20 protein-coding genes are annotated in these 24,030 nt (G+C 64.3%); 7 read left to right on the top strand and 13 right to left on the bottom strand.

Annotation, left to right across the window (positions count from 1 at the left end):
- Positions 1 to 21 precede the first annotated feature (21 nt).
- The 6 genes from NY023_RS07240 to NY023_RS07215 form a co-directional block, all read right to left on the bottom strand.
- On the bottom strand, positions 22 to 2,478 hold the full coding sequence (locus NY023_RS07240) for an EAL domain-containing protein (RefSeq protein WP_044046904.1): 2,457 nt from the start codon (positions 2,476 to 2,478) through the stop codon (positions 22 to 24).
- A gap of 274 nt (positions 2,479 to 2,752) precedes the next feature.
- Positions 2,753 to 4,585: an ABC transporter ATP-binding protein gene (locus NY023_RS07235; RefSeq protein ID WP_013971445.1), complete on the bottom strand. Its 1,833-nt coding sequence runs from the start codon at positions 4,583 to 4,585 to the stop codon at positions 2,753 to 2,755.
- Positions 4,578 to 5,210, bottom strand: coding sequence for a DsbA family protein (locus NY023_RS07230; RefSeq protein ID WP_013971444.1), 633 nt, complete (start codon positions 5,208 to 5,210; stop codon positions 4,578 to 4,580). The genes NY023_RS07235 and NY023_RS07230 overlap by 8 nt, the downstream gene beginning before the upstream one ends.
- Positions 5,211 to 5,213: 3 nt before the next feature.
- A complete protein-coding gene (locus tag NY023_RS07225) occupies positions 5,214 to 6,146 on the bottom strand; it encodes a rhodanese-related sulfurtransferase (RefSeq protein ID WP_013971443.1) in 933 nt (310 codons plus the stop codon).
- A gap of 229 nt (positions 6,147 to 6,375) precedes the next feature.
- Positions 6,376 to 6,672 (bottom strand): BolA family protein, encoded by a 297-nt coding sequence (locus NY023_RS07220; RefSeq protein ID WP_003252644.1) that lies wholly within the window; start codon positions 6,670 to 6,672, stop codon positions 6,376 to 6,378.
- A 10-nt stretch (positions 6,673 to 6,682) separates the two neighbouring features.
- A complete protein-coding gene (locus NY023_RS07215) occupies positions 6,683 to 7,207 on the bottom strand; it encodes a DUF2059 domain-containing protein (protein WP_003259051.1) in 525 nt (174 codons plus the stop codon).
- A gap of 155 nt (positions 7,208 to 7,362) precedes the next feature.
- On the opposite strand from NY023_RS07215, the gene NY023_RS07210 reads away from it, so the two are divergent.
- A complete protein-coding gene (locus NY023_RS07210) occupies positions 7,363 to 8,757 on the top strand; it encodes a class II fumarate hydratase (protein ID WP_013971442.1) in 1,395 nt (464 codons plus the stop codon).
- Between the two features lie 123 nt (positions 8,758 to 8,880).
- Here the strand turns inward: NY023_RS07210 and NY023_RS07205 are convergent, their stop codons facing one another.
- Entirely contained in the window at positions 8,881 to 9,843 is a 963-nt protein-coding gene (locus NY023_RS07205; RefSeq protein ID WP_013971441.1) for a DMT family transporter, read from the bottom strand.
- A gap of 254 nt (positions 9,844 to 10,097) precedes the next feature.
- Entirely contained in the window at positions 10,098 to 11,591 is a 1,494-nt protein-coding gene (gene pap / locus NY023_RS07200; protein ID WP_013971440.1) for a polyphosphate:AMP phosphotransferase, read from the bottom strand.
- Positions 11,592 to 11,744: 153 nt separating this feature from the next.
- On the opposite strand from pap, the gene mnmC reads away from it, so the two are divergent.
- The 5 genes from mnmC to NY023_RS07175 all read left to right on the top strand — a co-directional run bounded on the left by mnmC (position 11,745) and on the right by NY023_RS07175 (position 19,035).
- On the top strand, positions 11,745 to 13,709 hold the full coding sequence (gene mnmC, locus NY023_RS07195) for a bifunctional tRNA (5-methylaminomethyl-2-thiouridine)(34)-methyltransferase MnmD/FAD-dependent 5-carboxymethylaminomethyl-2-thiouridine(34) oxidoreductase MnmC (protein ID WP_013971439.1): 1,965 nt from the start codon (positions 11,745 to 11,747) through the stop codon (positions 13,707 to 13,709).
- Positions 13,710 to 13,875: 166 nt separating this feature from the next.
- Positions 13,876 to 15,663 carry an N-acetylglutaminylglutamine amidotransferase gene (locus NY023_RS07190; RefSeq protein WP_013971438.1) on the top strand — a complete coding sequence of 596 codons (1,788 nt, stop codon included), beginning with the start codon at positions 13,876 to 13,878 and terminating at the stop codon, positions 15,661 to 15,663.
- Between the two features lie 3 nt (positions 15,664 to 15,666).
- Entirely contained in the window at positions 15,667 to 17,412 is a 1,746-nt protein-coding gene (gene ngg, locus NY023_RS07185) for an N-acetylglutaminylglutamine synthetase (protein WP_013971437.1), read from the top strand.
- Between the two features lie 128 nt (positions 17,413 to 17,540).
- Complete coding sequence (locus tag NY023_RS07180; RefSeq protein ID WP_013971436.1) at positions 17,541 to 18,725, top strand: osmoprotectant NAGGN system M42 family peptidase; 1,185 nt, start codon at positions 17,541 to 17,543, stop codon at positions 18,723 to 18,725.
- Between the two features lie 82 nt (positions 18,726 to 18,807).
- Positions 18,808 to 19,035, top strand: a complete 228-nt coding sequence (locus NY023_RS07175) for a YheU family protein (RefSeq protein WP_013971435.1) — start codon at positions 18,808 to 18,810, stop codon at positions 19,033 to 19,035.
- A 114-nt stretch (positions 19,036 to 19,149) separates the two neighbouring features.
- Here the strand turns inward: NY023_RS07175 and csrA are convergent, their stop codons facing one another.
- Positions 19,150 to 19,338, bottom strand: a complete 189-nt coding sequence (csrA, locus tag NY023_RS07170; RefSeq protein ID WP_003259056.1) for a carbon storage regulator CsrA — start codon at positions 19,336 to 19,338, stop codon at positions 19,150 to 19,152.
- 120 nt (positions 19,339 to 19,458) lie between these two features.
- A complete protein-coding gene (locus NY023_RS07165) occupies positions 19,459 to 20,268 on the bottom strand; it encodes an SDR family oxidoreductase (RefSeq protein WP_013971434.1) in 810 nt (269 codons plus the stop codon).
- A gap of 312 nt (positions 20,269 to 20,580) precedes the next feature.
- Between NY023_RS07165 and NY023_RS07160 the strand changes: the two genes are divergently transcribed.
- The gene (locus tag NY023_RS07160; protein ID WP_013971433.1) at positions 20,581 to 20,733 is read left to right on the top strand and encodes a DUF3309 family protein; all 153 of its coding nucleotides are present in this window, start codon (positions 20,581 to 20,583) and stop codon (positions 20,731 to 20,733) included.
- A 55-nt stretch (positions 20,734 to 20,788) separates the two neighbouring features.
- Here NY023_RS07160 and NY023_RS07155 read toward each other — a convergent pair whose 3' ends face one another.
- The 3 genes from NY023_RS07155 to NY023_RS07145 form a co-directional block, all read right to left on the bottom strand.
- A complete protein-coding gene (locus tag NY023_RS07155) occupies positions 20,789 to 22,453 on the bottom strand; it encodes a cation acetate symporter (protein ID WP_013971432.1) in 1,665 nt (554 codons plus the stop codon).
- The gene (locus NY023_RS07150; RefSeq protein ID WP_003260090.1) at positions 22,450 to 22,761 is read right to left on the bottom strand and encodes a DUF485 domain-containing protein; all 312 of its coding nucleotides are present in this window, start codon (positions 22,759 to 22,761) and stop codon (positions 22,450 to 22,452) included. Before NY023_RS07150 ends, NY023_RS07155 begins: the two co-directional genes overlap by 4 nt.
- Positions 22,762 to 23,003: 242 nt before the next feature.
- Positions 23,004 to 23,864: a glycine betaine ABC transporter substrate-binding protein gene (locus NY023_RS07145; RefSeq protein ID WP_013971431.1), complete on the bottom strand. Its 861-nt coding sequence runs from the start codon at positions 23,862 to 23,864 to the stop codon at positions 23,004 to 23,006.
- Between the last annotated feature and the right edge of the window lie 166 nt (positions 23,865 to 24,030).

Genomic DNA, 24,030 nt, shown 5'->3' with positions numbered 1-24,030 from the left:
CTTGATCCTTGTGATTTCTAGCTAGCGAAACGTGCCAGGTGCCCGCTGCAACAGAGGCCGGGCGGCGATCCGTTGGCGCTGCAGACTGTCACAGGTGAACACCTGGGGGCGTTCGATGAGGTAGCCCTGGGCATAATCCACGCCAATTTCCTGCAAGGCCTGCTCGATCAAGGGTGTTTCGACGAATTCGGCAATGGTGCGCTTGCCCATTACGTGACCAATGTGGTTGATGACCTCGACCATGGCCCGATTGACCGGGTCGTCGAGCATGTCCTTGACGAAACTTCCGTCGATCTTCAGGTAATCCACGGGCAAATGCTTGAGATAGGCGAACGACGACATGCCGGCGCAGAAATCGTCGAGCGAGAAGCGACAACCCAACCCCTTCAACTCGTTGATGAAGCGGATGGCACTGCCAAGGTTGGCTATGGCGCTGGTTTCGGTGATTTCGAAACAGATCATCCGTGGCGGAATAGCGTATTCGACGAACAGGCGTTGCAAGTATTCGAGGAACTTGTCGTCACCGATACTCGACCCCGACAGGTTGATCGCGCAGATCGAAAGCGGCCCCTCGCGCCCTTCGTCCAGGCACTGACGGATGACCAGGAACACATTGCGCACCACCCAGCGGTCCAGCGCGGTCATCAGGCCGTAGCGCTCGGCCGCCGGGATGAAGCTGCTGGGCAGGATGGTACGCCCGCTTTCGTCGTGCAGGCGCAGCAGGATCTCGATATGGCCGGGGCCTTCGAATGTTTTCAGCGGGGCGATTTCCTGGGCGTACAGGCAGAAGCGGTTTTCTTCCAGGGCCACGTGCAAGCGCTGGATCCAGGCCATTTCACCAAAGCGCATGGACAGCTCGCTGTCGTCGGCATGGTACACCTGCACGCGGTTGCGGCCCTTTTCCTTGGCCATGTAGCAAGCCATGTCGGCGGCGCGCAGCGAGGTTTCGAGGGTGCCGGGGGACTGGGCCATGTGCACGAGGCCGACACTGACGGTGGTGACGAACGGCCGCCCTTTCCACACGAAATGCAGGCTCTGCACCAGCTGGCGCAGCTGCTCGGCAATGCGCTCGGCCTGGTCGGGCGGGCAGTTTTCCAGCAGCACGCCGAATTCGTCACCACCCAGCCGGGCCAGGGTATCGCCCTCGCGCAGGCCGGACTGCAGCACGGCGCAGATGTGCCGCAGCAGCTCGTCGCCGGCGGCATGCCCGCAGGTATCGTTGACCAGCTTGAACTGGTCGAGGTCCAGGAACATCAGCGAATGCCGCCCGGCCTGGCGCGCCAGGTCATTGAGCGCCTGCTCCAGGCGGTATTCGAACTCGCGGCGGTTGGCCAGGCCGGTCAGGGCGTCATGGGTCGCCTGCCAGGACAGGTTGGCGATGTACTGGCGCTCCTGGGTCATGTCGTGCAGCACCAGCACGATACCGCTGACCTGGCCGTCATTGACGATCGGCGAGCCGACCAGGTTGACCGACACAGTGCTGCCGTCCAGGCGCTGGATCAGCCGGGCATGCTCGGCGCCGCCCTTGAGGCTGCCACTGAGCACCTGCTCGACCAGGCTGCGGCCGTCTTCCTCGGCCTGCTCGTCCACCAGGCTGAACAGCGCCGACAACGGCAGGCCCTGGGCTTGGCCGGCCTGCCAGTGGGTCAGTTGTTCGGCGGCCGGGTTCATGTAGCCGATACTGCCCTCCACATCGGTGGTAATCACCGCATCGCCAATGGCCTGCAGGGTAATCTGCGCCCGCTCCTTTTCTTCTTGCAGGGCGCTGGCAAAGGCCTGGCGCTGGGCCAGCAGCTTGCTGGAGCGGCGCCAGGCAATGGCAATCAGGAACATCGCGGTCAGCAGGTTGGTGATCAGCAGCACCCGCAGCAGCATGCGCGAGCCTTCGCCCAAGGCATCGCTGAACGCCTTGGCGGCCGGGGTTACCCCTTCGTTGATGGTGACGATGCGCGCCTTCCAGTCGCTGACCGTGCGGGCGTCGACCGAGCCAGCGGCGAAGCTGCTGCGCATTTCCACGGCCAGCATATCCAGCTTGCCCAGGTAGTCGTCGCCGATGTCCCAGTAGTCGATGGCCGTCTGCATGTAGCTTACGTTGCGAAAGTTACGGTAGAACCAGATGATCCGCTCGACATCGTCGGGGTGGTTGCCGCCTTGCAGCACGGCCTGGCGTGCGGCATCCAGGTCGGGGCTGGGCTGGTCCATCACTTCGCGCAGTTGGTGGTCGCCCTGGGGCACGGTGATGGCCTGGCGATAGCGCTGATAGGTGCTGTCGTCGCGGGTTTCGGCGTACAGGTTGAGGTAGTAGATGGCGTCTTTCTGCGCCTTGGACCACAGGCTTTCGCCCGCGACGTAGGCACGCACGGCCGAGAGCGTATAAAGGCTCAGGCTGCCCAAGGCTACCTGGAAGACCACAACGGCGATGAAGGGCCAGGTGATGCCGAGCAACTTTGGCGCTTCTAGAGTGCGATGTCCCTTCATGGAGTCCCTGTCACAGAGCAGATAAGGCGCAAATCAACCCAGACAAAGCACAGCGTAGGCCATTTGCCATCCCGGCGGTTGGGTTTTTTATGGCAGGAAAGGGGGTGATTTGCATATGGCCTGAACTGGCACTGTGGGAGCGGCCTTGCGTCGCGAAAGGGCTGCAAAGCAGCCCCGGCAATTTCTGCATCTGCCTTGATTGTCTGGGGCCGCTTTGCGGCCCTTTCGCGACGCAAGGCCGCTCCCACAGGGGCCCGCACAGGCAGACACAAATTCAGCTCTGCTGCAGGTGCCCGTAAAGCTTGGCATACAACCCACCCTCGGCAATCAGCTGCTGGTGGTCGCCATCCTCGGCCACATGCCCGCCGTCGAACACCAGCACCCGGTCGGCCTGTTTCACCGCCGACAGGCGGTGGGCGATGATCAGTGTGGTGCGGCCGCTGAGGAAGCGCGCCAGGGCCTGGTGCAGGTTGTATTCAGTGGCGGCATCCAGGGCCGAGGTGGCTTCGTCGAGGATCACCACCTTGGGTTCGGCCAGCACCATGCGGGCAATGGCCAGGCGCTGGCGCTGGCCACCGGACAAGCGCACGCCGGAGCGCCCCACCACACTGTCCAGGCCCTGCGGCAAGGCGGCGATGGTGGCATCCAGCTGGGCGATGCGCAGTGCCTGCCAGCAGGCCTCGTCGCTGCAGTCACGGCCCATGGTCAGGTTGGCGCGCACGGTGTCGTTGAACAACGACGGGTGCTGCAACACCACCGCGACGTTTTCACGCAGGGTTTCCAGGCCGATTTCCTGCAGGCTGGCACCGCCAAAGCGGATGGTGCCGGCCTGGGCGCTGTAAAGCCCCAGCAACAGCTGCACCAGGGTGCTCTTGCCGCCACCGCTGGCGCCGACTATCGCCACCTTCTCGCCCGGGGCGATGGACAGGTCGAGGTGCTCGAGCACCGGCTCGTCGGCATAGGCAAAGCGCAGGTCGCGTACTTCGATACCTACCGTCTCGCGGCCGGCGAACGGGTCGCTGGCCGCCGGGTACTGCGGCTCGTCGGCACGTGCCAGCAGTTCGTTGAGGCGGCTCAATGCACCGCCGGCGGCGTAGTAGGCGTATTGCAGGTTTAGCAGCTGCTCCACCGGGCCGATCATGAACCACAGGTAGCTGAATACCGCCAGCATCTGGCCGATCGACAGGTCGGAGAACAGCACGGTGAGCATGGCCGCGGCGCGGAAGATATCGATGCCGAACTGGAACAGCAGGCCACTGGCGCGGCCGCTGGCATCGCTCTTCCACTGCGAGTCCACGGCGTAGTCCCGCACTTCGCGGGCGCGCAGGCCAAGGCGACCGAGGAAGTAGCCCTGGCGGTTACCGGCACGGATTTCCTGAATGGCGTCGAGGGTTTCCGCCAGCGCCTGGGTAAAGCGTGCGGTGCTGTCGTTCTCGAGCTTTTTCAGGTGCTTGACGCGCTTGCCCAGCTGCACGGTGAAATAGATCACCAGCGGGTTGAACAGCAAGATCAGCATGGCCAGCTGCCAGTGCATCCAGATCAGGATGGCCGCCGTGCCGGTAAGGGTCAGCATGGCCACCAGGAAGCGGCTCAGGGTTTCGCCGACGAACTTGTCGAGGGTGTCCAGGTCAGTGACCAGATGGGTGGTTACCGTGCCGCTACCCAGGCTTTCGTATTCCTTCAGCGAGATGCGCTTGAGCCGCTCTATCAGGCGAATGCGCAGGCGATAGACGATGTCCTTGGCCAGGCCGGCAAACAGCTTGGCCTGGATCACGTTGAACGCCAGCGCGGCCAGGCGCAGGCACAGGGTCAGCAGCAACATCAGGCCGATGTAGCCCGCCGCCACCTGCCAGCTGGACGGCAGCAGGTGGTTCATCCACTTCAGCGCGGCATCGCCGTGGCCCAGCAGCACTTCGTCCACCAGCAGCGGCAGCAACAGCGGGATGGGCACGCTGCAGCAGGCCGCCAATACGGCGATGAAGTTGGCGGACCAGAGGTTTTTCTTGTGATGCAGGGCCAGGCGGCGGATTTCCGCCCAGCTCAGTCGATCGGCCGCAGTGTGGGGCTTGCCCGGCACCGGGTCGGGTGACCCAGGCACATCAAGCACAGGCGGCCTGCTGCAGCCAGCGGCCGAGCAAGGGTTGCAGGCGCTCCAGCGGCTGATAGCCGTTGGTCAGCAGGGCCAGTTGGCCATTGCGTTCGGCCAGCAAGGTCGGGAAACCGGCGATGCCCAGGTCCTGGGCCCAGCTGAAATCGGCTACAGTGGCGGCGCGGGTGTCGGCACAGGCGAAGGCCTCGGCGAACACGGTGCGGTCGAAGCCTGCCTGTTCGGCCAGGTCGACCAGATGCGGCGCAATGGTGACGTCCACGCCCTGCTCGTAGAACGAACGCTGGATCAGCGCCAGCAGCGGCCAGACGCGTTCGGCGTCCAGCTCGCGGGCGGTGACCAGGGCACGGCAGGCCGGCTCGGTGTCGTAGACGAAGCCGTCGGGCATGGCCCCCTCGAAGCGGAACGGCTGGCCGGTGGCGTCGGCCACCGCCTGCCAGTGTTCAAGGATGTACTTGCGGGTAGAGCTGTCCAGGGCACTGCCGCCGGTACGCAGCCCGCCCGGCACCAGGCGGGTAGGCACGCCTGCGTCACGCGCCTGGGCGATCAGGGCCGCGGCCACGGGTGCGAAACCCCAGCACCAGGAGCACATCGGGTCCATCACATAGATCAGGCGGGCAGACATGCATCAAGCCTCGGCTTTGTAGTTGTAACCGATCGGGTGCGGCAGGTTGCGGGCCTTGGCCAGCTCGATCTGCTTCTGCCGGTCGATGGCGCTACGCCGGGTCTTCTCGCTCAGGGTGTCCCAGCAGTGCGGGCAGCTGACCCCTGGCGAATAGTGCTCGGACGCGCGCTCCTCTGCGTTGATCGGGTGGCGGCAGGCGTGGCACTGGTCGTACTCGCCTTCGCTCAGGTCATGGCGCACCGTGACGCGGTTGTCGAAGACGAAGCAGTCGCCGTCCCACAGGCTTTCTTCCTGAGGCACTTCCTCGAAGTATTTCAGGATGCCGCCCTTAAGATGATAGACCTCCTCGAAGCCTTCACCGAGCATGTAGCTGGAGGCTTTTTCGCAACGGATACCGCCGGTACAGAACATCGCAACCTTCTTGTGCTTGCTGGGATCGAAGTTGGCCTTGATGTAGTCGGGGAACTCGCGGAAGGTTTCGGTCTTCGGGTCGATGGCGCCCTTGAAGGTGCCGATGGCCACTTCGTAGTCGTTGCGGGTGTCGATCAGCAGTACTTCCGGGTCGCTGATCAGCGCGTTCCAGTCCTTGGGCTCGACGTAGGTGCCGACCGCCTGGTTCGGGTCCACGCCCGGTACGCCGAGGGTTACGATCTCTTTCTTGAGCTTGACCTTGGTGCGGTAGAACGGCTGTTCGTCGCAGTACGACTCCTTGTGGTCGACATCGGCCAGGCGTGGGTCGTTGCGCAACCAGGCCAGCAGGCCGTCGATGCCTTCGCGGGTGGCCGACACGGTGCCGTTGATGCCCTCGTGGGCCAGCAGCAGGGTGCCCTTGACGTTGTTGTCGAGCATGGTCTTGAGCAGCGGCTCGCGCAGCTCGACGTAGTCTTCCAGGGTGACGAACTTGTACAGCGCCGCGACGACGATGGGTTGGGACATGAAGCAGGATCTCCAGTGGTTGCCCTCGTAAGGGGCGGACCGGGTTTGACAGGTGTAGAAAAAGCTTGGGGGCGCTTTGCGCCCCTTTCGCGACACAAGGCCGCTCCTACAAGGGAATGCACAACCCGATGGCTGTTGCGATCCCCCTGTAGGAGCGGCCTTGTGTCGCGAAAGGGCCGCAAAGCGGCCCCCGGATTTTGCAGGATTCTACCAGAACAACAACAAGGTTTCAGTGCCCGCCGCCCGCGCACACCGGCGAGGCCGGTGCAACGCCGACCTTGGCCCACTCTTCGGCGGTGTAGGTGTGGATGGCCAGGGCATGGATCTCGCCCATCAGCTCACCCATGGTGGCGTACACCTTCTGGTGGCGCTTGACGCTGTTCAACCCGGCAAACTGCTCGCTGACGATCACTGCCTTGTAGTGGGTCTCCTGACCACGACTGTGCATGTGGCTTTCATTGAGCACTTGCAGGTGTTGCGGCGCCAGGGCGGCCAGCTGCTGTTCGATACGCTGTTGCATGGTCATCGCGGCGTACTCACTTCTTCGCCGGGGCGGCGGCCTTGCCAGCGTTCGGGTCCAGTTCCTTGGTCATGTCATCCAGCAGCTTGTTCACCACCGGTACCGCTGGCTCCAGGCTCTGCTGCGTCAGCTGGGCCGACTGCTGGGTGACCTTGGGCATTTCGCGCAGCACTTTCTTGCCCAGCGGCGATTCGTAGAACTTGACCAGGTCCTTGAGCTCCTGCTCGGTGAAGGTCTGGGTGTACAGGTCGACCATCTTCGGCTTCAGCTTGTTCCAGCCGATGGCGTTGTCCAGCGCGGCGTTGGCCTTGGCCTGGTAGCTTTCCAGCACCGGCTGCTTGGTGGCCGGGGCCTTGGTCTGGGCGAAACGCTGGGCGAACATCTGCTGGACCTGCATGTACACCGGGGTGCCCAGCTTGTCGGCGTTGGCCAGGGTCAGGAATTTCTCGGCAGCAGCGTTGTGGCTGGCGGTGGCAGCGAGTACCTGGCCGCTGGCGCAAGCCAGGGCAACGGCGGCACAAAGGACACGGAGACGGGTCATTGCATTTCCTTCAGAAGAGAGGGAGGCGGGTACCTCAGAGTAGAGCATTCTGCGCCGTGGTGGCGATGTGCTCAAGTGGCACGACGAGCGACGGAACCGCTCGGTCGAATCAGGGCCTAAACTGCGATTTCGAACTACAAGGGAGTGAGTACAGAATGAGCCGTATCGAGACAGACAGCCTGGGCCCGGTCGAAGTTCCTGAGGACGCCTACTGGGGTGCGCAGACCCAGCGTTCGCTGATCAACTTCGCCATTGGCAAGGAACGCATGCCCATCGCGGTGCTGCATGCCCTGGCGCTGATCAAGAAGGCCGCGGCACGTGTCAACGACCGCAACGGCGACTTGCCAGCCGACATCGCCCGGCTGATCGAACAGGCCGCCGACGAAGTGCTGGGCGGCGAGCATGACGACCAGTTCCCGCTGGTGGTCTGGCAGACTGGCAGCGGCACCCAGAGCAACATGAACGTCAACGAAGTGATCGCCGGTCGGGCCAATGAACTGGCCGGCAAGGGCCGTGGCGGCAAGGCGCCCGTGCACCCCAACGACCACGTCAACCGCTCGCAGAGCTCCAACGACTGCTTCCCCACCGCCATGCACATCGCTGCGGCGCACGCGGTGCACGACAAGCTGCTGCCGGCCATCGCCGAGCTGTCCTCGGGGCTGGCCGAGCTGTCGGCACGCCACCACAAGCTGGTAAAGACCGGTCGCACGCACATGATGGACGCCACGCCGATCACCTTCGGCCAGGAGGTCTCGGCCTTCGTCGCGCAGCTCGACTACGCCCAGCGTGCCATCCGCGCCACCCTGCCGGCGGTGTGCGAACTGGCCCAGGGTGGCACTGCCGTGGGTACCGGGCTCAACGCCCCGCATGGTTTTGCCGAAGCCATCGCCGCCGAGCTGGCGGCGCTATCCGGCCTGCCGTTCGTCACTGCGCCGAACAAGTTCGCTGCCCTCGCCGGCCACGAACCGCTGACCAGCCTGGCCGGCGCCCTGAAGACCCTGGCCGTGGCCCTGATGAAAATCGCCAATGACCTGCGCCTGCTGGGTTCCGGCCCGCGCGCCGGGTTGGCCGAGGTACGCCTGCCGGCCAACGAGCCGGGCAGCTCGATCATGCCAGGCAAGGTCAACCCTACCCAGTGCGAGGCGCTGTCGATGCTGGCCTGTCAGGTGCTGGGTAACGACGCGGCGATCGGCTTTGCCGCCAGCCAGGGGCATTTGCAACTGAACGTGTTCAAGCCGGTGATCATCCACAACCTGCTGCAGTCGATCGAATTGCTGGCTGACGGCTGCCGCAACTTCCAGCAGCATTGCGTGGCGGGCATCGAGCCGGATGCCGAGCAGATGGCGGCACACCTGGAGCGGGGGTTGATGCTGGTGACGGCACTGAACCCGCATATTGGCTATGACAAGGCGGCAGAAATTGCCAAGAAGGCCTATGGCGAAGGCAAGACCTTGCGCGAGGCGGCACTGGAGTTGAAGTACCTGACAAATGAGCAGTTCGACCAGTGGGTGAGGCCGGAGAACATGCTGGCTCCGGGGGGCAAGGGCTGAGTCGTGCACTGCCTTTACCGGCCCTTTCGCGGGTGAACCCGCTCCCACAGGATTACCACAAGGCTGAATATTGTGGGATGCCTGTGGGAGCGGGTTCACCCGCGAAGAGGCCGGTACAGGCGATCATTGAGCCTGGGCCAACCGCGCCCTGCGGGCGCGCCACCCGGCCACCAGCGAAGGCCCCAGTGCCACCAGCGCCGAGCCCAGCACCACGGTCACTGCCCCCACATAGCCCAGGGCATTGATGTCCTCGGCGTGCACATAATCAGGCCAGACCAAGGCCGCCAGTGCCACCGCGACAAAGGTCACCAGCGGGGTCAGCGCCAGCGTGGCACTCACCCGCGACGCCTCCCAGTGCGCCAGCGCCTCGGCGAACGCGCCATAGGCCACCAGGGTGTTCAGGCAACAGGCCAGCAACAGCCAGCCTTGCACCGGGGTCAGCTGCAACGCCTCCAACGGGTGGGCCCAGGGTGTCAGCAGCGCGGCGCAACTGAGGTAGATCACCATCATTACCTGCTGCGAATGCCACACCGTCAGCAACTGCTTCTGGCTGAGCGCATAGAACACCCAGACGCTGGTGGCCAGCAGGATGATCAGTACGCCGGTGGTATAGGTGCCGAGCGAGGTCAGCAGCTCTTCCAGGCGCTGGTTGAAAAACAGCCCGAACCCCGCCAGCAGGATCAGCAGGCCCACGCCCTGCCCCAGGCTGAAGCGCTCGCGGAACACGAACACGCTGGCCACCAGCAACAGCACCGGGCCGATCTGCACGACCAGTTGCGCGGTGCCCGGGCTGAGCAGGTTCAGGCCGATCAGGTACAGCACGTAGTTGCCCATCAGGCCAAGCACGGCCACTACCACCAGGCCTTTGCCCTTGGGCGTCAGCTTGCTGAAGGAAGGCAGCCTGCGCTTGGCGGCCAGCCAGGCGAACAGCAGGCCGCCGGAGACCAGCAGGCGGTACCAGGTGACGGTGACCGGGTCGACCACTTGCAGCACCTGCTTGAGCTTGATCGGCAGGATGCCCCAGAGCAACGCCGTCAAAAGTGCCAGGAAAAGGCCATAGCCCCAGCGGCCGGTAATGGTGTGCATAAAATCCTCGATCGAGCCCGTGGTGGGGGTGGTTGAATTCTACGGGCTTGGAGGGCGGGGACGGTGGTGGGTGCCGGGAAAAGAATTCATCAGGTCATTCTTCTGCGGCATGGCTTGGCGGGTGTGCTGCCTGTTCTGGCCTCTTCGCGGGTAAACCCGCTCCCACAAGGATCATACAAGATTCAGCCCTGTGGTATTTCTGTGGGAGCGGGTTCACCCGCGAAGAGGCCGGCACAGGCAAACAGGAACTTCGATTATTTCTTGTCCCTGGCAAACGCCGCCTCAAGCGCCTGGTTGATGGTGCGCAACACCTTCACCCGCGCCCAGCGCTTGTCGTTGGCCTCCACCAGCGTCCACGGCGCAATTTCGGTGCTGGTGCGGTCGACCATGTCGCCCACCGCCTGGACATAGTCGTCCCATTTGTCGCGGTTGCGCCAGTCATCCTCGGTGATCTTGTAACGCTTGAACGGGATCTGCTCGCGCTCTTCGAAACGCTCCAGCTGGGTCTGCTGGTCGATCGCCAACCAGAACTTGACCAACACCGTGCCGGCATTCACCAGCTGTTCCTCGAAATCGTTGATCTCGCTGTAGGCACGCATCCAGTCCGCCGGGCTGCAGAAGCCTTCCACACGTTCCACCAGCACCCGGCCATACCAGGAACGGTCGAAGATGGTGAACTTGCCACGCGCCGGAATGTGCCGCCAGAACCGCCACAGGTATGGCTGCGCGCGTTCTTCTTCAGTGGGTGCGGCAATGGGCACGATGCGGTACTGGCGCGGGTCCAGCGCTGCCGCCACGCGGCGGATGGCGCCCCCTTTGCCGGCAGCGTCGTTGCCTTCGAACACCGCCACCAAGGCATGCCGGCGCATGTGCTTGTGGCGCAGCAGGCCGGCCAGGCGGGCCTGCTCGGTGACCAGTTGCTCCTGGTAGTCGGACTTGTCCAGGCGCAGGGTCATGTCCAGCGCGCCGAGCAGGCTGCGCTGGTCGATGCTGCGGCCCAGCGGGGCGACGTTGCCCTGGTGCTTGCCTTTGGGGTTGTTGTCCAGTGCCGCCTGCAGGCTTTCCAGCAGGATGCGCCCTACCGCCAGGCTGCGGTAGTTCGGGTCGACGCCCTCGATGACATGCCATGGCGCGTAGTCGCGGCTGGTGCGGCGCAGCACGCGCTCACCAAAGCGCACGAAACGGTCGTAGGTTTCCGACTGCTGCCAGTCCAGCGGGCTGATCTTCCAGCTGTGCAGCGGGTCGTCCTTGAGCGATTTCAGCCGCGCCTTCATCTGCTTCTTGGACAGGTGGAACCAGAACTTGATGATCAGCGCACCTTCGTCGCACAGCATCTCTTCCAGGCGTTCGGCGCCGGTGATGGCCTGGTCGAGCACGGCATCCTTGAACACCCCGTGCACCCGCCCCTGCAGCATCTGGCTGTACCAGTTGCCGAAGAACACGCCCATCCGCCCCTTGGGTGGCAGGGCCCGCCAGTAGCGCCAGGCCGGCGGGCGGGCCAGCTCTTCGTCGGTCTGCTGGTCGAAGGTGAGCACATCGATCATGCGCGGGTCCATCCACTCGTTCAGCAGTTTGACCGTCTCGCCCTTGCCGGCGCCTTCGATACCGTTGATCAGCACGATCACCGGGAAGCGCGCCTGCTGCTTGAGTTCGTACTGGGCTTCGAGCAGGGCCTCGCGCAAAGCGGGTACCTCGGCGTCGTAAGCCTCCTTGTCGATGCTGTGGCCGATTTCTGCGGATTCGAACATGCACTGGCTCCTTCAATGGATAAGCAAGACTAGCGGATTTGAAGGCTTGTGCAGTACCTGTGGGAGCGGGCGTGCCGGCGATAGGGCCGGCACAGCCAGCGCAAAATCCTCAGATGGCATAAAATCCGCCCATCCGCTGCAACCGAGCCAACCATGTCCACCCTCCTCCAGCACGCCCAGATCGACTGGGACGACCAGGGCCGCCCCCATTCGCGGCAATACGACGACGTCTATTTCGCAGTCAACGAAGGCATCGAAGAAACCAGGCACGTGTTTCTCGGGCAAACCCGTCTGGCCGAGCGCTTTGCCAACCTCGCCCCGCACGCCTGCGTGGTGATCGGCGAAACCGGGTTCGGCACCGGCATGAATTTCTACTGCGCCTGGCAACTGTTCGAGCAGCACGCCCATGCCGAGGCCCGCCTGCATTTCGTCAGCGTCGAAAAATACCCCCTCGGTCGCGACGACCTGGCCCGTGCCATACGCCTGTGGCCGGAACTGGCGGCCTACAGCCAGCCCCTGCTGGAGCAGTACGTGGCGGTGCACCCTGGCTTCCAGCAGTTCACCTTCGACAACGGCCGGGTCACCCTCACCCTGCTGGTAGGCGACGTACTGGAGCAGCTGCCGCAACTCGATGCGCAGATCGATGTGTGGTTCCTCGACGGCTTCGCGCCGGCCAAGAACCCCGACATGTGGACCCCGGAGCTGTTCGCGCAACTGGCACGGCTGTCACACCCGGGCACGGTGCTGGGCACCTTCACCACCACCGGCTGGGTACGCCGCAGCCTGGTCGATGCCGGCTTCGCCATGAAGAAGGTGCCGGGCATCGGCAAGAAATGGGAAGTGATGAGCGGCGCCTATGTCGGCCCTGTGCCCAGCCCCGGTGCGCCATGGTATGCGCGCCCGGCTGCCGTTGCGGGGCCGCGTGAAGCGCTGGTGATAGGCGCCGGGCTCGCCGGCAGCACCACCGCCGCCAGCCTGGCACGGCGTGGCTGGCAGGTTACCGTGCTGGAACGCCACGACACGCCGGCTCGGGAAGCTTCGGGTAACCCGCAAGGGGTGCTGTACCTCAAGCTGTCCGCCCATGGCACGGCGTTGTCGCAGATGATCCTGGCCGGTTTCGGTTACACCCGGCGCCAGCTGCAGCGCCTGCAACGTGGCCATGACTGGGATGCCTGCGGCGTGCTGCAACTGGCCTTCGACAGCAAGGAAGCCGAACGCCAGGGCAAACTGGCTGGGGCCTTCGAACATGGCCTGCTGCACTCGCTGGAACGTGCAGAAGCCGAAGCCATCGCAGGTGTGGCCTTGCCGGCTGGCGGGCTGTTCTATCCCGAAGGTGGCTGGGTGCACCCGCCGGCGCTGTGCCAACAGCAGTTGCAGCACCCGGGTATTCGCCTGCTGACGCACCAGGAGGTGCTCGAGCTGCGCAAGGTCGACGGGCAGTGGCAAGCCTGGGCTGGCGAACGTTTGCTGGCCAGCGCGCCGGTGGTGGTGCTGGCCGGTGCCGCCGACGTACTGCGCTTCGAACCATGCGCGCAGCTGCCGCTCAAGCGCATCCGCGGGCAGATCACCCGCCTGCCGGCCACCCCCAGCAGCCGCGCGCTGCGCACCGTGGTGTGTGCGGAAGGCTATGTAGCGCCGCCGCGCGGCGATGAACACACCTTGGGCGCGAGCTTCGACTTCCACAGCACAGACCTGGCGCCGACGGTGACCGAGCACCAGGGCAACCTGGCATTGCTGGACGAGATTTCGGTCGATCTGGCCCAGCGCCTGGGCAGCACCGAACTGGACCCCGGGCAATTGCAGGGGCGTGCAGCGTTCCGTTGCACCAGCCCGGATTACCTGCCGATCGTTGGGCCGGTGGCGGATGCGCAGGCGTTCGCCCAGGCCTATGCAGTACTGAGCCGGGATGCGCGGCAGGTGCCGGATGTGGCCTGCCCCTGGCTGGATGGGTTGTATGTGAACAGCGGGCACGGCTCGCGCGGGTTGATCACGGCGCCGTTGAGCGGCGAACTGGTGGCGGCGTGGGTGTGCGGGGAACCGCTGCCGTTGCCACGGGCGGTGGCGGAGGCGTGCCACCCGAATCGGTTTGCCTTGCGCAGGTTGATTCGCGGGAAATAGGGGATTGGGGCCGCTGTGCGGCCCTTCGCGGGCGACCCCGCGAAGGGCTGCGCAGCAGCCCCATATAACAGATCGATCTAAAACTCTCGCAAACCACATGGGTCAGTTCCTTAAGGTGCCCTAATCCGGGGCACCCCCTCCCCAACGGAAAAACCGGTAAGGACCTATGTGCGGATTAGCAGGAGAGTTGCGTTTTACACCCATCGACCAAGCCCCTCGCCCAGCCGACCTGGCTGCGGTAGAGCGCATAACCCACCACCTGGCGCCCCGCGGCCCGGATGCCTGGGGCTTCCATAGCCAAGGCCCGATCGCCCTCGGCCACCGGCGCCTGAAAATCATGGACCTGTCCGACGGCTCTGCCCAGCCGATGGTGGACAACACCCTGGGCCTGTCGCTGGCCTTCAACGGCGCCATCTACAACTTCCCCGAACTGCGCCAGGAGCTGCAGGCCCTGGGCTACAGCTTCTGGTCCGACGGCGACACCGAGGTATTGCTGAAGGGCTACCACGCCTGGGGCGCGGCCCTGCTGCCCAAGCTCAATGGCATGTTCGCCCTGGCCATCTGGGAACGCGACAACCAGCGCCTGTTCCTCGCCCGCGACCGCCTGGGCGTAAAGCCCTTGTACCTGTCGCGCAACGGCGAGCGCCTGCGCTTCGCCTCGACCCTGCCAGCGCTGCTCAAGGGTGGTGACATCGACCCGATGCTCGACCCGGTGGCACTCAACCACTACCTGAATTTCCACGCCGTGGTGCCGGCGCCACGCACCCTGCTGGCCAACGTGCAAAAGCTGGAACCCGGTACCTGGATGCGCATCGATCGTCATGGCGAAGTGGAACGCCAGACCTGGTGGCAGCTGCACTACGGCGCCAACCCCGATGAACGTGAGCTGGACCTGGAAGGCTGGACCACCCGCGTGCTCGACGCCACCCGCGACGCCGTGGCCATTCGCCAACGGGCAGCGGTGGACGTAGGTGTACTGCTGTCTGGCGGGGTCGATTCCAGCCTGCTGGTCGGCCTGCTGCGCGAAGTGGGCGTGGATGACCTGTCGACCTTCTCCATCGGTTTCGAGGATGCCGGTGGCGAACGCGGCGACGAGTTCCAGTACTCCGACCTGATCGCCAAGCACTACGGCACCCGTCACCACCAGCTGCGCATTGCCGAGCACGAAATCATCGACCAGTTGCCAGCCGCCTTCCGCGCCATGAGCGAACCCATGGTCAGCCATGACTGCATCGCCTTCTACCTGCTGTCGCGGGAAGTGGCCAGGCACTGCAAGGGCGTGCAAAGCGGCCAGGGCGCCGACGAGCTGTTCGCCGGATACCACTGGTACCCGCAGGTGGACGGCGCAGAGGATGCCTTTGCCGCCTACCGCGAAGCCTTCTTCGATCGCAGCCACGCCGAGTACCGCGACACCGTGCAGGCACCCTGGCTGCTGGAAAGCGACGCAGCGGGCGACTTCGTCCGTGAACACTTCGCCCGCCCTGGCGCCCCCGATGCGGTAGACAAGGCGCTGCGCCTGGACAGCACGGTGATGCTGGTCGACGACCCGGTCAAACGGGTCGACAACATGACCATGGCCTGGGGCCTGGAGGCGCGCACGCCATTCCTCGACTACCGGCTGGTGGAGCTTTCGGCACGCATTCCGGCACGCTTCAAGCTGCCCGACGGCGGCAAGCAGGTGCTCAAGCAGGCGGCGCGGCGGGTGATCCCGCACGAGGTGATCGACCGCAAGAAGGGCTACTTCCCGGTGCCGGGCCTGAAGCATCTGGAAGGCGCCACCCTCGGCTGGGTACGTGAACTGCTGACCGACCCCAGCCAGGACCGCGGGCTGTTCAACCCGGCCATGCTCGACCGCCTGCTGAGCAACCCGCACGGCCAGCTGACACCGCTACGCGGCTCCAAGCTGTGGCAGCTGGCGGCGCTGAACCTGTGGCTGAGCGAACAAGGAATCTGACCGATGAAAGCCCATGAAATCGCTTACGGTCAGCGCCTGCTGCGCGGCCAGGCGCCGTCCTACGAGCGCCTGCAGGCGCGCCTGGCCGGCGACGGCAGCCAGCCCCACGACCAGCCGCGCGCCGTACATTGCGGCTGGGGCCGGCTGCTGATCGGCCACACCTACCCCAACCCGGCCGACCTGGCCGCCGACCTGCTGGAAGAACGCCCCGGCGAGCGCGATATCGCCCTGTACGTGGCCGCGCCGCAGCAGCTGCTGGCCCAGGCCCCGCAACAACTGTTCCTCGACCCGTCCGATACCCTGCGCCTGTGGTTCACCGACTACCGCCCGGCGCAGCGAGTGTTCCGCGGCTTTCGTGTGCGCCGGGCGCAGAACCCGGGCGACTGGCAGGCGATAAACACCCTGTACCAGGCGCGCGGCATGTTGCCGGTCGACGCCGAGCTGCTTACGCCTCTGCACCTGGGCGGCCCGGCGTACTGGCTGGCCGAGGACGAAGACAGCGGCGCGGTGATCGGCAGCGTCATGGGCCTGAACCACGCCAAGGCGTTCGACGACCCCGAGCACGGCAGCAGCCTCTGGTGCCTGGCGGTAGACCCGCACTGCACCCGCCCCGGCGTGGGCGAGGTGCTGGTGCGCCATCTGATCGAACACTTCATGAGCCGCGGCCTGGCCTACCTGGACCTGTCGGTGCTGCACGACAACCGCCAGGCCAAGCGCCTTTACCAGAAGCTGGGTTTTCGCAACCTGCCGACCTTCGCGGTCAAGCGCAAGAACGGCATCAACGAACAGCTGTTTCTGGGGCCGGGGCCTCAAGCCGACCTCAACCCCTACGCACGCATCATCGTCGACGAAGCGCTGCGTCGAGGCATCGAGGTACAAGTTGACGATGCCGCTGGCGGCCTGTTCACCCTCAGCCTGGGCGGGCGCCGCATTCGCTGCCGTGAGTCGCTCAGCGACCTGACCAGCGCCGTGACCATGACCCTGTGCCAGGACAAGCGCCTTACCCAACATGCCTTGCACAATGCCGGGCTGCAGGTGCCGGCGCAGCAGCTGGCCGGCAATGCCGACGACAACCTGGCGTTTCTCGAAGAGCATGGCGCGGTGGTGGTCAAGCCGGTCGATGGCGAGCAAGGCCAGGGCGTGGCGGTGAACCTCACCTGCATCGACGACATCACCCAAGCCGTGGCGCATGCCCGCCAGTTCGACAGCCGCGTGTTGCTGGAAAGCTTCCATGCCGGGCATGACCTGCGCATCGTGGTGATCGGCTATGAAGTGGTGGCGGCAGCCATCCGCCACCCAGCGCAAGTGCTGGGCGATGGCAAGCACAGCATCCGCGAGCTGATCGATGCCCAGAGCCGTCGGCGCCAGGCCGCAACCGGTGGCGAAAGCCGCATTCCACTGGATGACGAAACCGAGCGCACCCTGCGCGCGGCGGGCTTTGGCTACGACGACGTGTTGCCCGCCGGCCAGCGCCTGGCCGTGCGACGCACCGCCAACCTGCACACCGGCGGCACCCTGGAAGACGTGACCGAACGCCTGCACCCGGTGCTGGCCGACGCCGCCGTGCGCGCGGCGCGGGCGCTGGAGATCCCGGTGGTGGGGCTGGACTTCATGGTGCGTGATGCCGGGCAACCGGAGTACGTGATCATCGAGGCCAACGAGCGTGCCGGCTTGGCCAACCATGAACCGCAACCGACCGCCGAGCGTTTTATCGATCTGCTGTTTCCGCATAGCCGGCCTTTGGCGTAACCGCTGCTGGCCTCTTCGCGGGTAAACCCGCTCCCACAGGTACGGTGCTGCACTCGGGCTCTGTGGGGCCCTGTGGGAGCGGGTTTACCCGCGAAGAGGCCGGCTCAGGAGTAAAGGAGTCCCCAACCATGTCCGACCGACATCCCGAACCCGATCTCGACTACCTCAAGCGCGTGCTGCTGGAGATGCTCGCCATCCCCAGCCCCACCGGTTTCACCGACACCATTGTGCGCTACGTGGCCGAGCGCCTGGACGAACTGGGCATCCCTTTCGAGCTGACCCGCCGCGGCACCATCCGCGCCACACTCAAGGGCCGCCAGACCTCACCCGACCGCGCCGTGTCCGCTCACCTGGACACCATCGGCGCCAGCGTGCGCCAGTTGCAGGACAACGGCCGCCTGGCCCTGGCGCCGGTCGGTTGCTGGTCCAGCCGCTTCGCCGAAGGCAGCCGGGTCAGCGTGTTCACCGATACCGGCGTATACCGGGGCAGCGTGCTGCCGCTGATGGCCAGCGGGCATGCCTTCAACACCGCCATCGACCAGATGCCGGTCAGCTGGGAGCACGTTGAGGTGCGCCTGGACGCCTACTGCGCCACCCGCGCCGACTGCGAGGCGCTGGGTGTAAGCATCGGTGATTTCGTTGCCTTCGACCCGCTGCCCGAATTCACCGAAAGCGGCCACATCAGCGCCCGCCACCTGGACGACAAGGCCGGCGTGGCAGCGCTGCTGGCGGCGCTGAAAGCCGTGGTGGAAAGCGGCCGCCAACCGTTGATCGACTGCCACCCGCTGTTCACCATCACCGAAGAGACCGGCTCGGGAGCGGCTGGCGCCCTGCCCTGGGACGTCAGCGAGTTCGTCGGCATCGACATCGCCCCGGTGGCGCCTGGGCAGGCCTCCAGTGAGCATGCGGTGAGCGTGGCCATGCAGGACTCGTCGGGGCCGTACGACTACCACCTGTCCCGGCACCTGCTGAAACTGGCCGGCGACCACGACCTGCCGGTGCGGCGCGATCTGTTTCGCTACTACTTCAGCGATGCCCATTCGGCAGTGACGGCGGGGCACGATATTCGTACCGCGCTGGTAGCCTTTGGTTGCGATGCCACCCATGGCTACGAGCGAACACACATCGACAGCCTGGCGGCGTTGAGCCGCTTGTTGTCGGCGTACCTGCTTAGCCCGCCGGTGTTTGCCAGTGATTCGCAGCCGGCCAATGCGTCGTTGGAGCGCTTCAGCCACCAGCTGGAACATGATGCACAGATGGAGAGCGATACGCGGGTGCCGGCGGTGGATAGCCTGGTTGGCAACAAGGCTTGAGGCCATGGGGGCTGTGTTGCAGCCCCAAAATCTCGAATGTTTCGCGTAGCATGCCCCCACCAACACCCTAGGCAACGCCAACATGCTGATCCCTTACGACCAACTGCAAGCCGAAACCCTGACCCGCCTGATCGAGGACTTCGTCACCCGTGACGGTACCGACAACGGCGACGACACCCCGCTGGAAACCCGCGTGCTGCGGGTGCGCCAGGCATTGGCCAAGGGCCAGGCGTTCATCCTGTTCGACCCGGAAAGCCAGCAGTGCCAGTTGCTGGCCAAGCATGATGTGCCCCGCGAGCTGCTCGACTAACAGGCCTGGCCTCTTCGCGGGCTCGCCCGCTCCCACAGGCATTTCACAAGTCTTGAGGGCGGTGCAGTACCCGTGGGAGCGGGCGTGCCCGCGAAGAGGCCGGCACAGGCAACATCAAACCCTGCGGGCTTTGGCCTGCTGCCCTTCCTTGATGCGCTTGTACACCTCGGCCCGATGCACCGGTACCTGCCGCGGTGCGTCCACGCCAAAGCGCACCATCCCGTCCCGCGTTTCCACGACCATGATCCGAATGTCATCACCAATCACGATGATCTCTCCCACTTCGCGCCCTATTACCAGCATGCTCCGTTCCTCCAGCGAAAGGGAAAACCAGAGCCTGCCTTGACGGCATAGGGCTACTCAATAGTTCTGCCGTGATTCAGAAGCACCCTACATCTGCCGGTAACTTTCCTTACAGACGAATCATCGCGACCGAGCCTTGGCCCGCATTTTCACCGCCATCTCAGCCATCTCGTCATACAGCCGCTCAGGTGCCTGACGCTTCAGTTGCCAGGCCTGGCGCCCGGCTTCATGGGGCAGGATCAGGAACTCACCAGCGGCAACCTGCCGGTGGATGTATTCGGCGATCTCCGCCGCATTGATCGGCGAGCCTTCAAGCAGCTTGCCAACCTGGGCTTTCATCGCCGGGTTCGGCCCGCGGAACGAGTCCAGCAGGTTGGTCTGGAAGAAAGACGGGCACACCACGTGCACCGCCACTTCCAGTTCGCGTAGCTCGACCAGCAGGCTTTCCGACAGGGCCAGTACGCCGGCCTTGGCCACGTTGTAGTTGCTCATGCCCGGCCCCTGCATCAGCGCAGCCATCGAGGCGATGTTGATGATCCGCCCCTTGCTGCGCTCCAGCAGCGGCAGAAAGGCCTTGCAGCCCTTGACCACGCCCATCAGGTTGACTGCGACCTGCCAGTCCCAGTCCTCCAGCGACAGTTCGGCGAAGAACCCGCCCGAAGCAACGCCGGCGTTGTTGACGATCACATCGATACCACCGAACTGCTCGGTGCAGGCCTGGGCCAGGGCGGTGAGCTGGCTGTAGTCGCGCACGTCGCAACGCTGGGCAAAGCCATCGCCACCGGCTGCGCGGGCCAGCTCCAGGGTTTCGCGCAGGCCGGCTTCGTTGACATCGGCCAGCGCCAGGCGCCAGCCCTCGCGCGCCCAGCGCAGGGCGATCTCGCGACCGAGGCCGGACCCGGCGCCGGTGATCATGATGCGGTTTTGCATGGTGGCTGGCCTTGTTCTGATGGGTTGTGCAACCAGTCTAATCAAGGCCTGATGGGCAGGCAGGGTTCATCAAGGTAGTGAATGGAGGGGCATGACTGTGTGGTCAGTACCGGCCTCTTCGCGGGTAAACCCGCTCCCACAGGATCATCACAAGCCTGAGGGTTGCGCTGTCCCTGTGGGAGCGGGTTTACCCGCGAAGAGGCCGGTACTGGCAACCATTCAAATGGAATCTTTAACACTCACCACCGGTCCTTATTTACAAGAGGCCAGCAGTCCGAGGCCCTTGACCCTCAACCACGCAAGGACTCCGTCATGACCACGATTCTCATCATCATCCTGATCCTTCTGCTGATTGGTGGCTTACCGGTCTTCCCGCACTCGCGCAGTTGGGGCTATGGCCCGTCCGGCATCATCGGCGTGGTGCTGGTAGTTCTGCTGGTTTTGTTGCTACTAGGCATGATCTAGCAGCGAAAACACAAAAAAACCGCGCCGAAGCGCGGTTTTTTCATTGCCGGAAGGATCAGTGCGAAACAGCACCCGAAGCGCCCAGGCCAGTCTGCGAACGCACGAATTGCGGGAAGAACAGCGCACGTTCGTCTTCGGCAGCCTTGGACTTGTCGGTGACCGAGAAGAACCAGATACCGACGAAGGCGATCAGCATCGAGAACAGCGCCGGGTACTCGTACGGGTAGATCGGCTTCTCGTGGCCGAGGATCTGCACCCAGATGGTCGGGCCGAGGATCATCAGCGTCACCGCGCTCACCAGGCCCAGCCAGCCGCCGATCATGGCACCGCGGGTGGTCAGCTTCTTCCAGTACATCGAGAGCAGCAGTACCGGGAAGTTGCAGCTGGCCGCGATGGAGAACGCCAGGCCGACCATGAAGGCGATGTTCTGCTTCTCGAACAGGATGCCCAGGCCGATCGCCAGTACGCCCAGGGCGACGGTGGTGATCTTCGACACGCGGATCTCGTCCTTGTCGTTGGCCTTGCCCTTGCGCCATACACTGGCGTACAGGTCGTGGGACACCGCCGAGGCACCGGCCAGGGTCAGGCCGGCGACCACCGCCAGGATGGTGGCGAAGGCAACAGCCGAGATGAAGCCGAGGAACACGCTGCCACCCACGGCGTTGGCCAGGTGCACCGCTGCCATGTTGTTGCCACCCAGCAGGGCGCCAGCGGCGTCCTTGAAGTCCGGGTTGGTGCTGACCAGCAGGATGGCGCCAAAGCCGATAATGAAGGTGAGGATGTAGAAGTAGCCGATGAAGCCGGTGGCGTACAGCACGCTCTTGCGCGCTTCCTTGGCGTCACTGACGGTGAAGAAGCGCATCAGGATGTGCGGCAGGCCGGCGGTACCGAACATCAACGCCAGGCCCAGAGAGAATGCCGAGATCGGGTCCTTGACCAGGCCGCCCGGGCTCATGATCGCCTCGCCCTTGGCGTGCACCTTGATTGCCTCGGAGAACAGGGTGTTGAAGTCGAAGCCCACGTGCTTCATTACCATCAGCGCCATGAAGCTGGCACCGGACAGCAGCAACACGGCCTTGATGATCTGTACCCAGGTGGTGGCCAGCATGCCGCCAAACAGCACGTACAGGCACATCAGGATACCCACCAGGATCACCGCCACGTGGTAGTCCAGGCCGAACAGCAGCTCGATCAGCTTGCCGGCACCGACCATCTGCGCGATCAGGTAGAACGCCACCACCACCAGCGAACCGGAGGCCGACAGGGTGCGGATCTCCTTCTGCCCAAGGCGGTACGAGGCCACGTCGGCGAAGGTGTACTTGCCCAGGTTGCGCAGGCGTTCGGCGATCAGGAAGAGGATGATCGGCCAGCCGACCAGGAAGCCGATCGAATAGATCAGGCCGTCGTAGCCAGAGGTGAACACAAGTGCGGAAATACCCAGGAACGAGGCGGCCGACATGTAGTCACCGGCAATCGCCAAGCCGTTCTGGAAGCCGGTGATCTTGCCCCCGGCGGCGTAGTAGTCCGACGCCGACTTGTTGCGCTTGGAGGCCCAGTAGGTGATACCGAGGGTGAAGGCGACGAAGGCCACGAACATGGCGATCGCGGAGACGTTCAGCGGTTGCTTCTGCACCTCGCCGGTCAGGGCATCGGCGGCCCACACGGCGGGTGCGAAGGCTCCGCAGGCCAGTACGGCCAGGGCTTTGGCGTGGCGAATCATTGTTGCGCCTCCTTCAGGATGGCCTTGTTCAGCTCATCGAATTCGCCGTTGGCGCGGCGTACGTAGATGGCGGTCAGGACGAATGCCGAGACGATCAGGCCGACGCCCAGGGGGATGCCCCAGGTAATCGACGACTCAGGGCTGAGCTTGGTGCCCAGGATCTGAGGACCGTAGGCGATCAGGAGGATGAAGGCGCAGTACAGGCCGAGCATGATCGCCGAGAGAATCCAGGCGAACCGTTCGCGTTTGGTGACCAGCTCCTTGAAGCGGGGGCTGTTTTGTATCGAGAGGTAAATGCTGTCGTTCATTGTTTTTGTCCTAGCAGCACAGATAGGGGTGGAACCCACGACCCTTACTTTATGCGGCTATCGGACGCCAACCAGACGACCTTAGTCTTAGATGCAACGGTGTTTTACCGGTTGCGTAACAAAGTGATGGCCCATTCGCGGGCACGCCCGCTCCCACAGGGGCATCACCAGCCCGGAAGGCAGTGATATCCCTGTAGGAGCGGATTCACCCGCGAAGCAGCAAAACTGGCCCTGACGGGTTGTTATTTGCCAGTCCACTCCTTCACGCGATCAGGGTGCTTGGCCACCCAGTCCTTGGCCGCCGCTTCAGGCTTGGCGCCTTCCTGGATAGCCAGCATCACTTCGCCAATCTCGTCCTTCGACTGCCAGTTGAACTTCTTCAGGAACTCCGCCACTTCCGGTGCCTTGGTGGCCAGTTCCTTGCTGCCGATGCTGTTCACGGTTTCCGCGGCGCCATACACGCCTTTCGGGTCTTCGAGGAACTTCAGCTTCCACTTGGCGAACATCCAGTGCGGTACCCAGCCGGTCACCGCAATCGACTGCTGCTTGGCATAGGCACGGCCCAGTTCTGCTGTCATCGCCGCGCCGGAACTGGCCTGCAGCTTGTAACCGGTCAGGTCGTAGTCCTTGATTGCCTGGTCGGTCTTGAGCATTACGCCGGAGCCGGCGTCGATGCCGACGATCTTCTGCTTGAAGGTGTCATCGGTCTTGAGGTCGGCGATGCTCACCGCCTTGACGTACTCAGGGACGATCAGGCCAATCTTGGCGTCCTTGAAGTTCGGGCCGTAGTCGACCACGTTGTCCTTGTTCTTGGCCCAGTACTCGCCATGGGTCACCGGCAACCAGGCCGACAACATGGCATCGAGCTTGCCGGTGGCCACGCCCTGCCACATGATCCCGGTGGCCACGGCCTGCAACTTCACGTCGTAGCCGAGTTTCTGCTTGATTACTTCGGCAGCCACGTTGGTGGTCGCCACGCTGTCAGCCCAACCATCCACGTAACCAATGCTGACTTCTTTGGCCATTGCCTGTGCCGCACTCATGGCCAGTACCATGGCGGTGCCCACACCCAGGAAACGTCGCATTTTTGTATTAGCAGCCATCAAAGCATCCCCTCGTCAGGTCTCGGAATTTGCATCATCGTCCTGCAACAATAGTCGACCTGCTCCAGCTACGACCTATATCCGCCCCATATGCGACAGCACTATGCCATTAGCGCCATCGGCCTATGCCGCCCTGCGCGATCCTTGCATGCCAAAAGTTTGGCGC

Origin of the sequence: Pseudomonas sp. NBB, assembly GCF_032701105.1 — a bacterium.
In the GTDB taxonomy this organism is placed as follows: domain Bacteria; phylum Pseudomonadota; class Gammaproteobacteria; order Pseudomonadales; family Pseudomonadaceae; genus Aquipseudomonas; species Aquipseudomonas asiatica.
The sequence above is the reverse complement of the archived record's forward strand: the minus strand, read 5'-3'. Positions and strand labels throughout refer to the sequence as shown.

What these genes read in the sequence shown, in the direction of transcription:
- NY023_RS07240 (WP_044046904.1), bottom strand. Translation starts at nt 2,478, where the DNA reads ATGAAGGGACATCGCACTCTAGAAGCGCCAAAGTTGCTCGGCATCACC.
- NY023_RS07175 (WP_013971435.1), top strand. Translation starts at nt 18,808, where the DNA reads ATGCTGATCCCTTACGACCAACTGCAAGCCGAAACCCTGACCCGCCTG.
- NY023_RS07165 (WP_013971434.1), bottom strand. Translation starts at nt 20,268, where the DNA reads ATGCAAAACCGCATCATGATCACCGGCGCCGGGTCCGGCCTCGGTCGC.
- NY023_RS07180 (WP_013971436.1), top strand. Translation starts at nt 17,541, where the DNA reads ATGTCCGACCGACATCCCGAACCCGATCTCGACTACCTCAAGCGCGTG.
- NY023_RS07145 (WP_013971431.1), bottom strand. Translation starts at nt 23,864, where the DNA reads ATGGCTGCTAATACAAAAATGCGACGTTTCCTGGGTGTGGGCACCGCC.
- mnmC (WP_013971439.1), top strand. Translation starts at nt 11,745, where the DNA reads ATGTCCACCCTCCTCCAGCACGCCCAGATCGACTGGGACGACCAGGGC.
- NY023_RS07210 (WP_013971442.1), top strand. Translation starts at nt 7,363, where the DNA reads ATGAGCCGTATCGAGACAGACAGCCTGGGCCCGGTCGAAGTTCCTGAG.
- ngg (WP_013971437.1), top strand. Translation starts at nt 15,667, where the DNA reads ATGAAAGCCCATGAAATCGCTTACGGTCAGCGCCTGCTGCGCGGCCAG.
- NY023_RS07160 (WP_013971433.1), top strand. Translation starts at nt 20,581, where the DNA reads ATGACCACGATTCTCATCATCATCCTGATCCTTCTGCTGATTGGTGGC.
- NY023_RS07150 (WP_003260090.1), bottom strand. Translation starts at nt 22,761, where the DNA reads ATGAACGACAGCATTTACCTCTCGATACAAAACAGCCCCCGCTTCAAG.
- NY023_RS07155 (WP_013971432.1), bottom strand. Translation starts at nt 22,453, where the DNA reads ATGATTCGCCACGCCAAAGCCCTGGCCGTACTGGCCTGCGGAGCCTTC.
- pap (WP_013971440.1), bottom strand. Translation starts at nt 11,591, where the DNA reads ATGTTCGAATCCGCAGAAATCGGCCACAGCATCGACAAGGAGGCTTAC.
- csrA (WP_003259056.1), bottom strand. Translation starts at nt 19,338, where the DNA reads ATGCTGGTAATAGGGCGCGAAGTGGGAGAGATCATCGTGATTGGTGAT.
- NY023_RS07205 (WP_013971441.1), bottom strand. Translation starts at nt 9,843, where the DNA reads ATGCACACCATTACCGGCCGCTGGGGCTATGGCCTTTTCCTGGCACTT.
- NY023_RS07190 (WP_013971438.1), top strand. Translation starts at nt 13,876, where the DNA reads ATGTGCGGATTAGCAGGAGAGTTGCGTTTTACACCCATCGACCAAGCC.
- NY023_RS07220 (WP_003252644.1), bottom strand. Translation starts at nt 6,672, where the DNA reads ATGACCATGCAACAGCGTATCGAACAGCAGCTGGCCGCCCTGGCGCCG.
- NY023_RS07215 (WP_003259051.1), bottom strand. Translation starts at nt 7,207, where the DNA reads ATGACCCGTCTCCGTGTCCTTTGTGCCGCCGTTGCCCTGGCTTGCGCC.
- NY023_RS07225 (WP_013971443.1), bottom strand. Translation starts at nt 6,146, where the DNA reads ATGTCCCAACCCATCGTCGTCGCGGCGCTGTACAAGTTCGTCACCCTG.
- NY023_RS07230 (WP_013971444.1), bottom strand. Translation starts at nt 5,210, where the DNA reads ATGTCTGCCCGCCTGATCTATGTGATGGACCCGATGTGCTCCTGGTGC.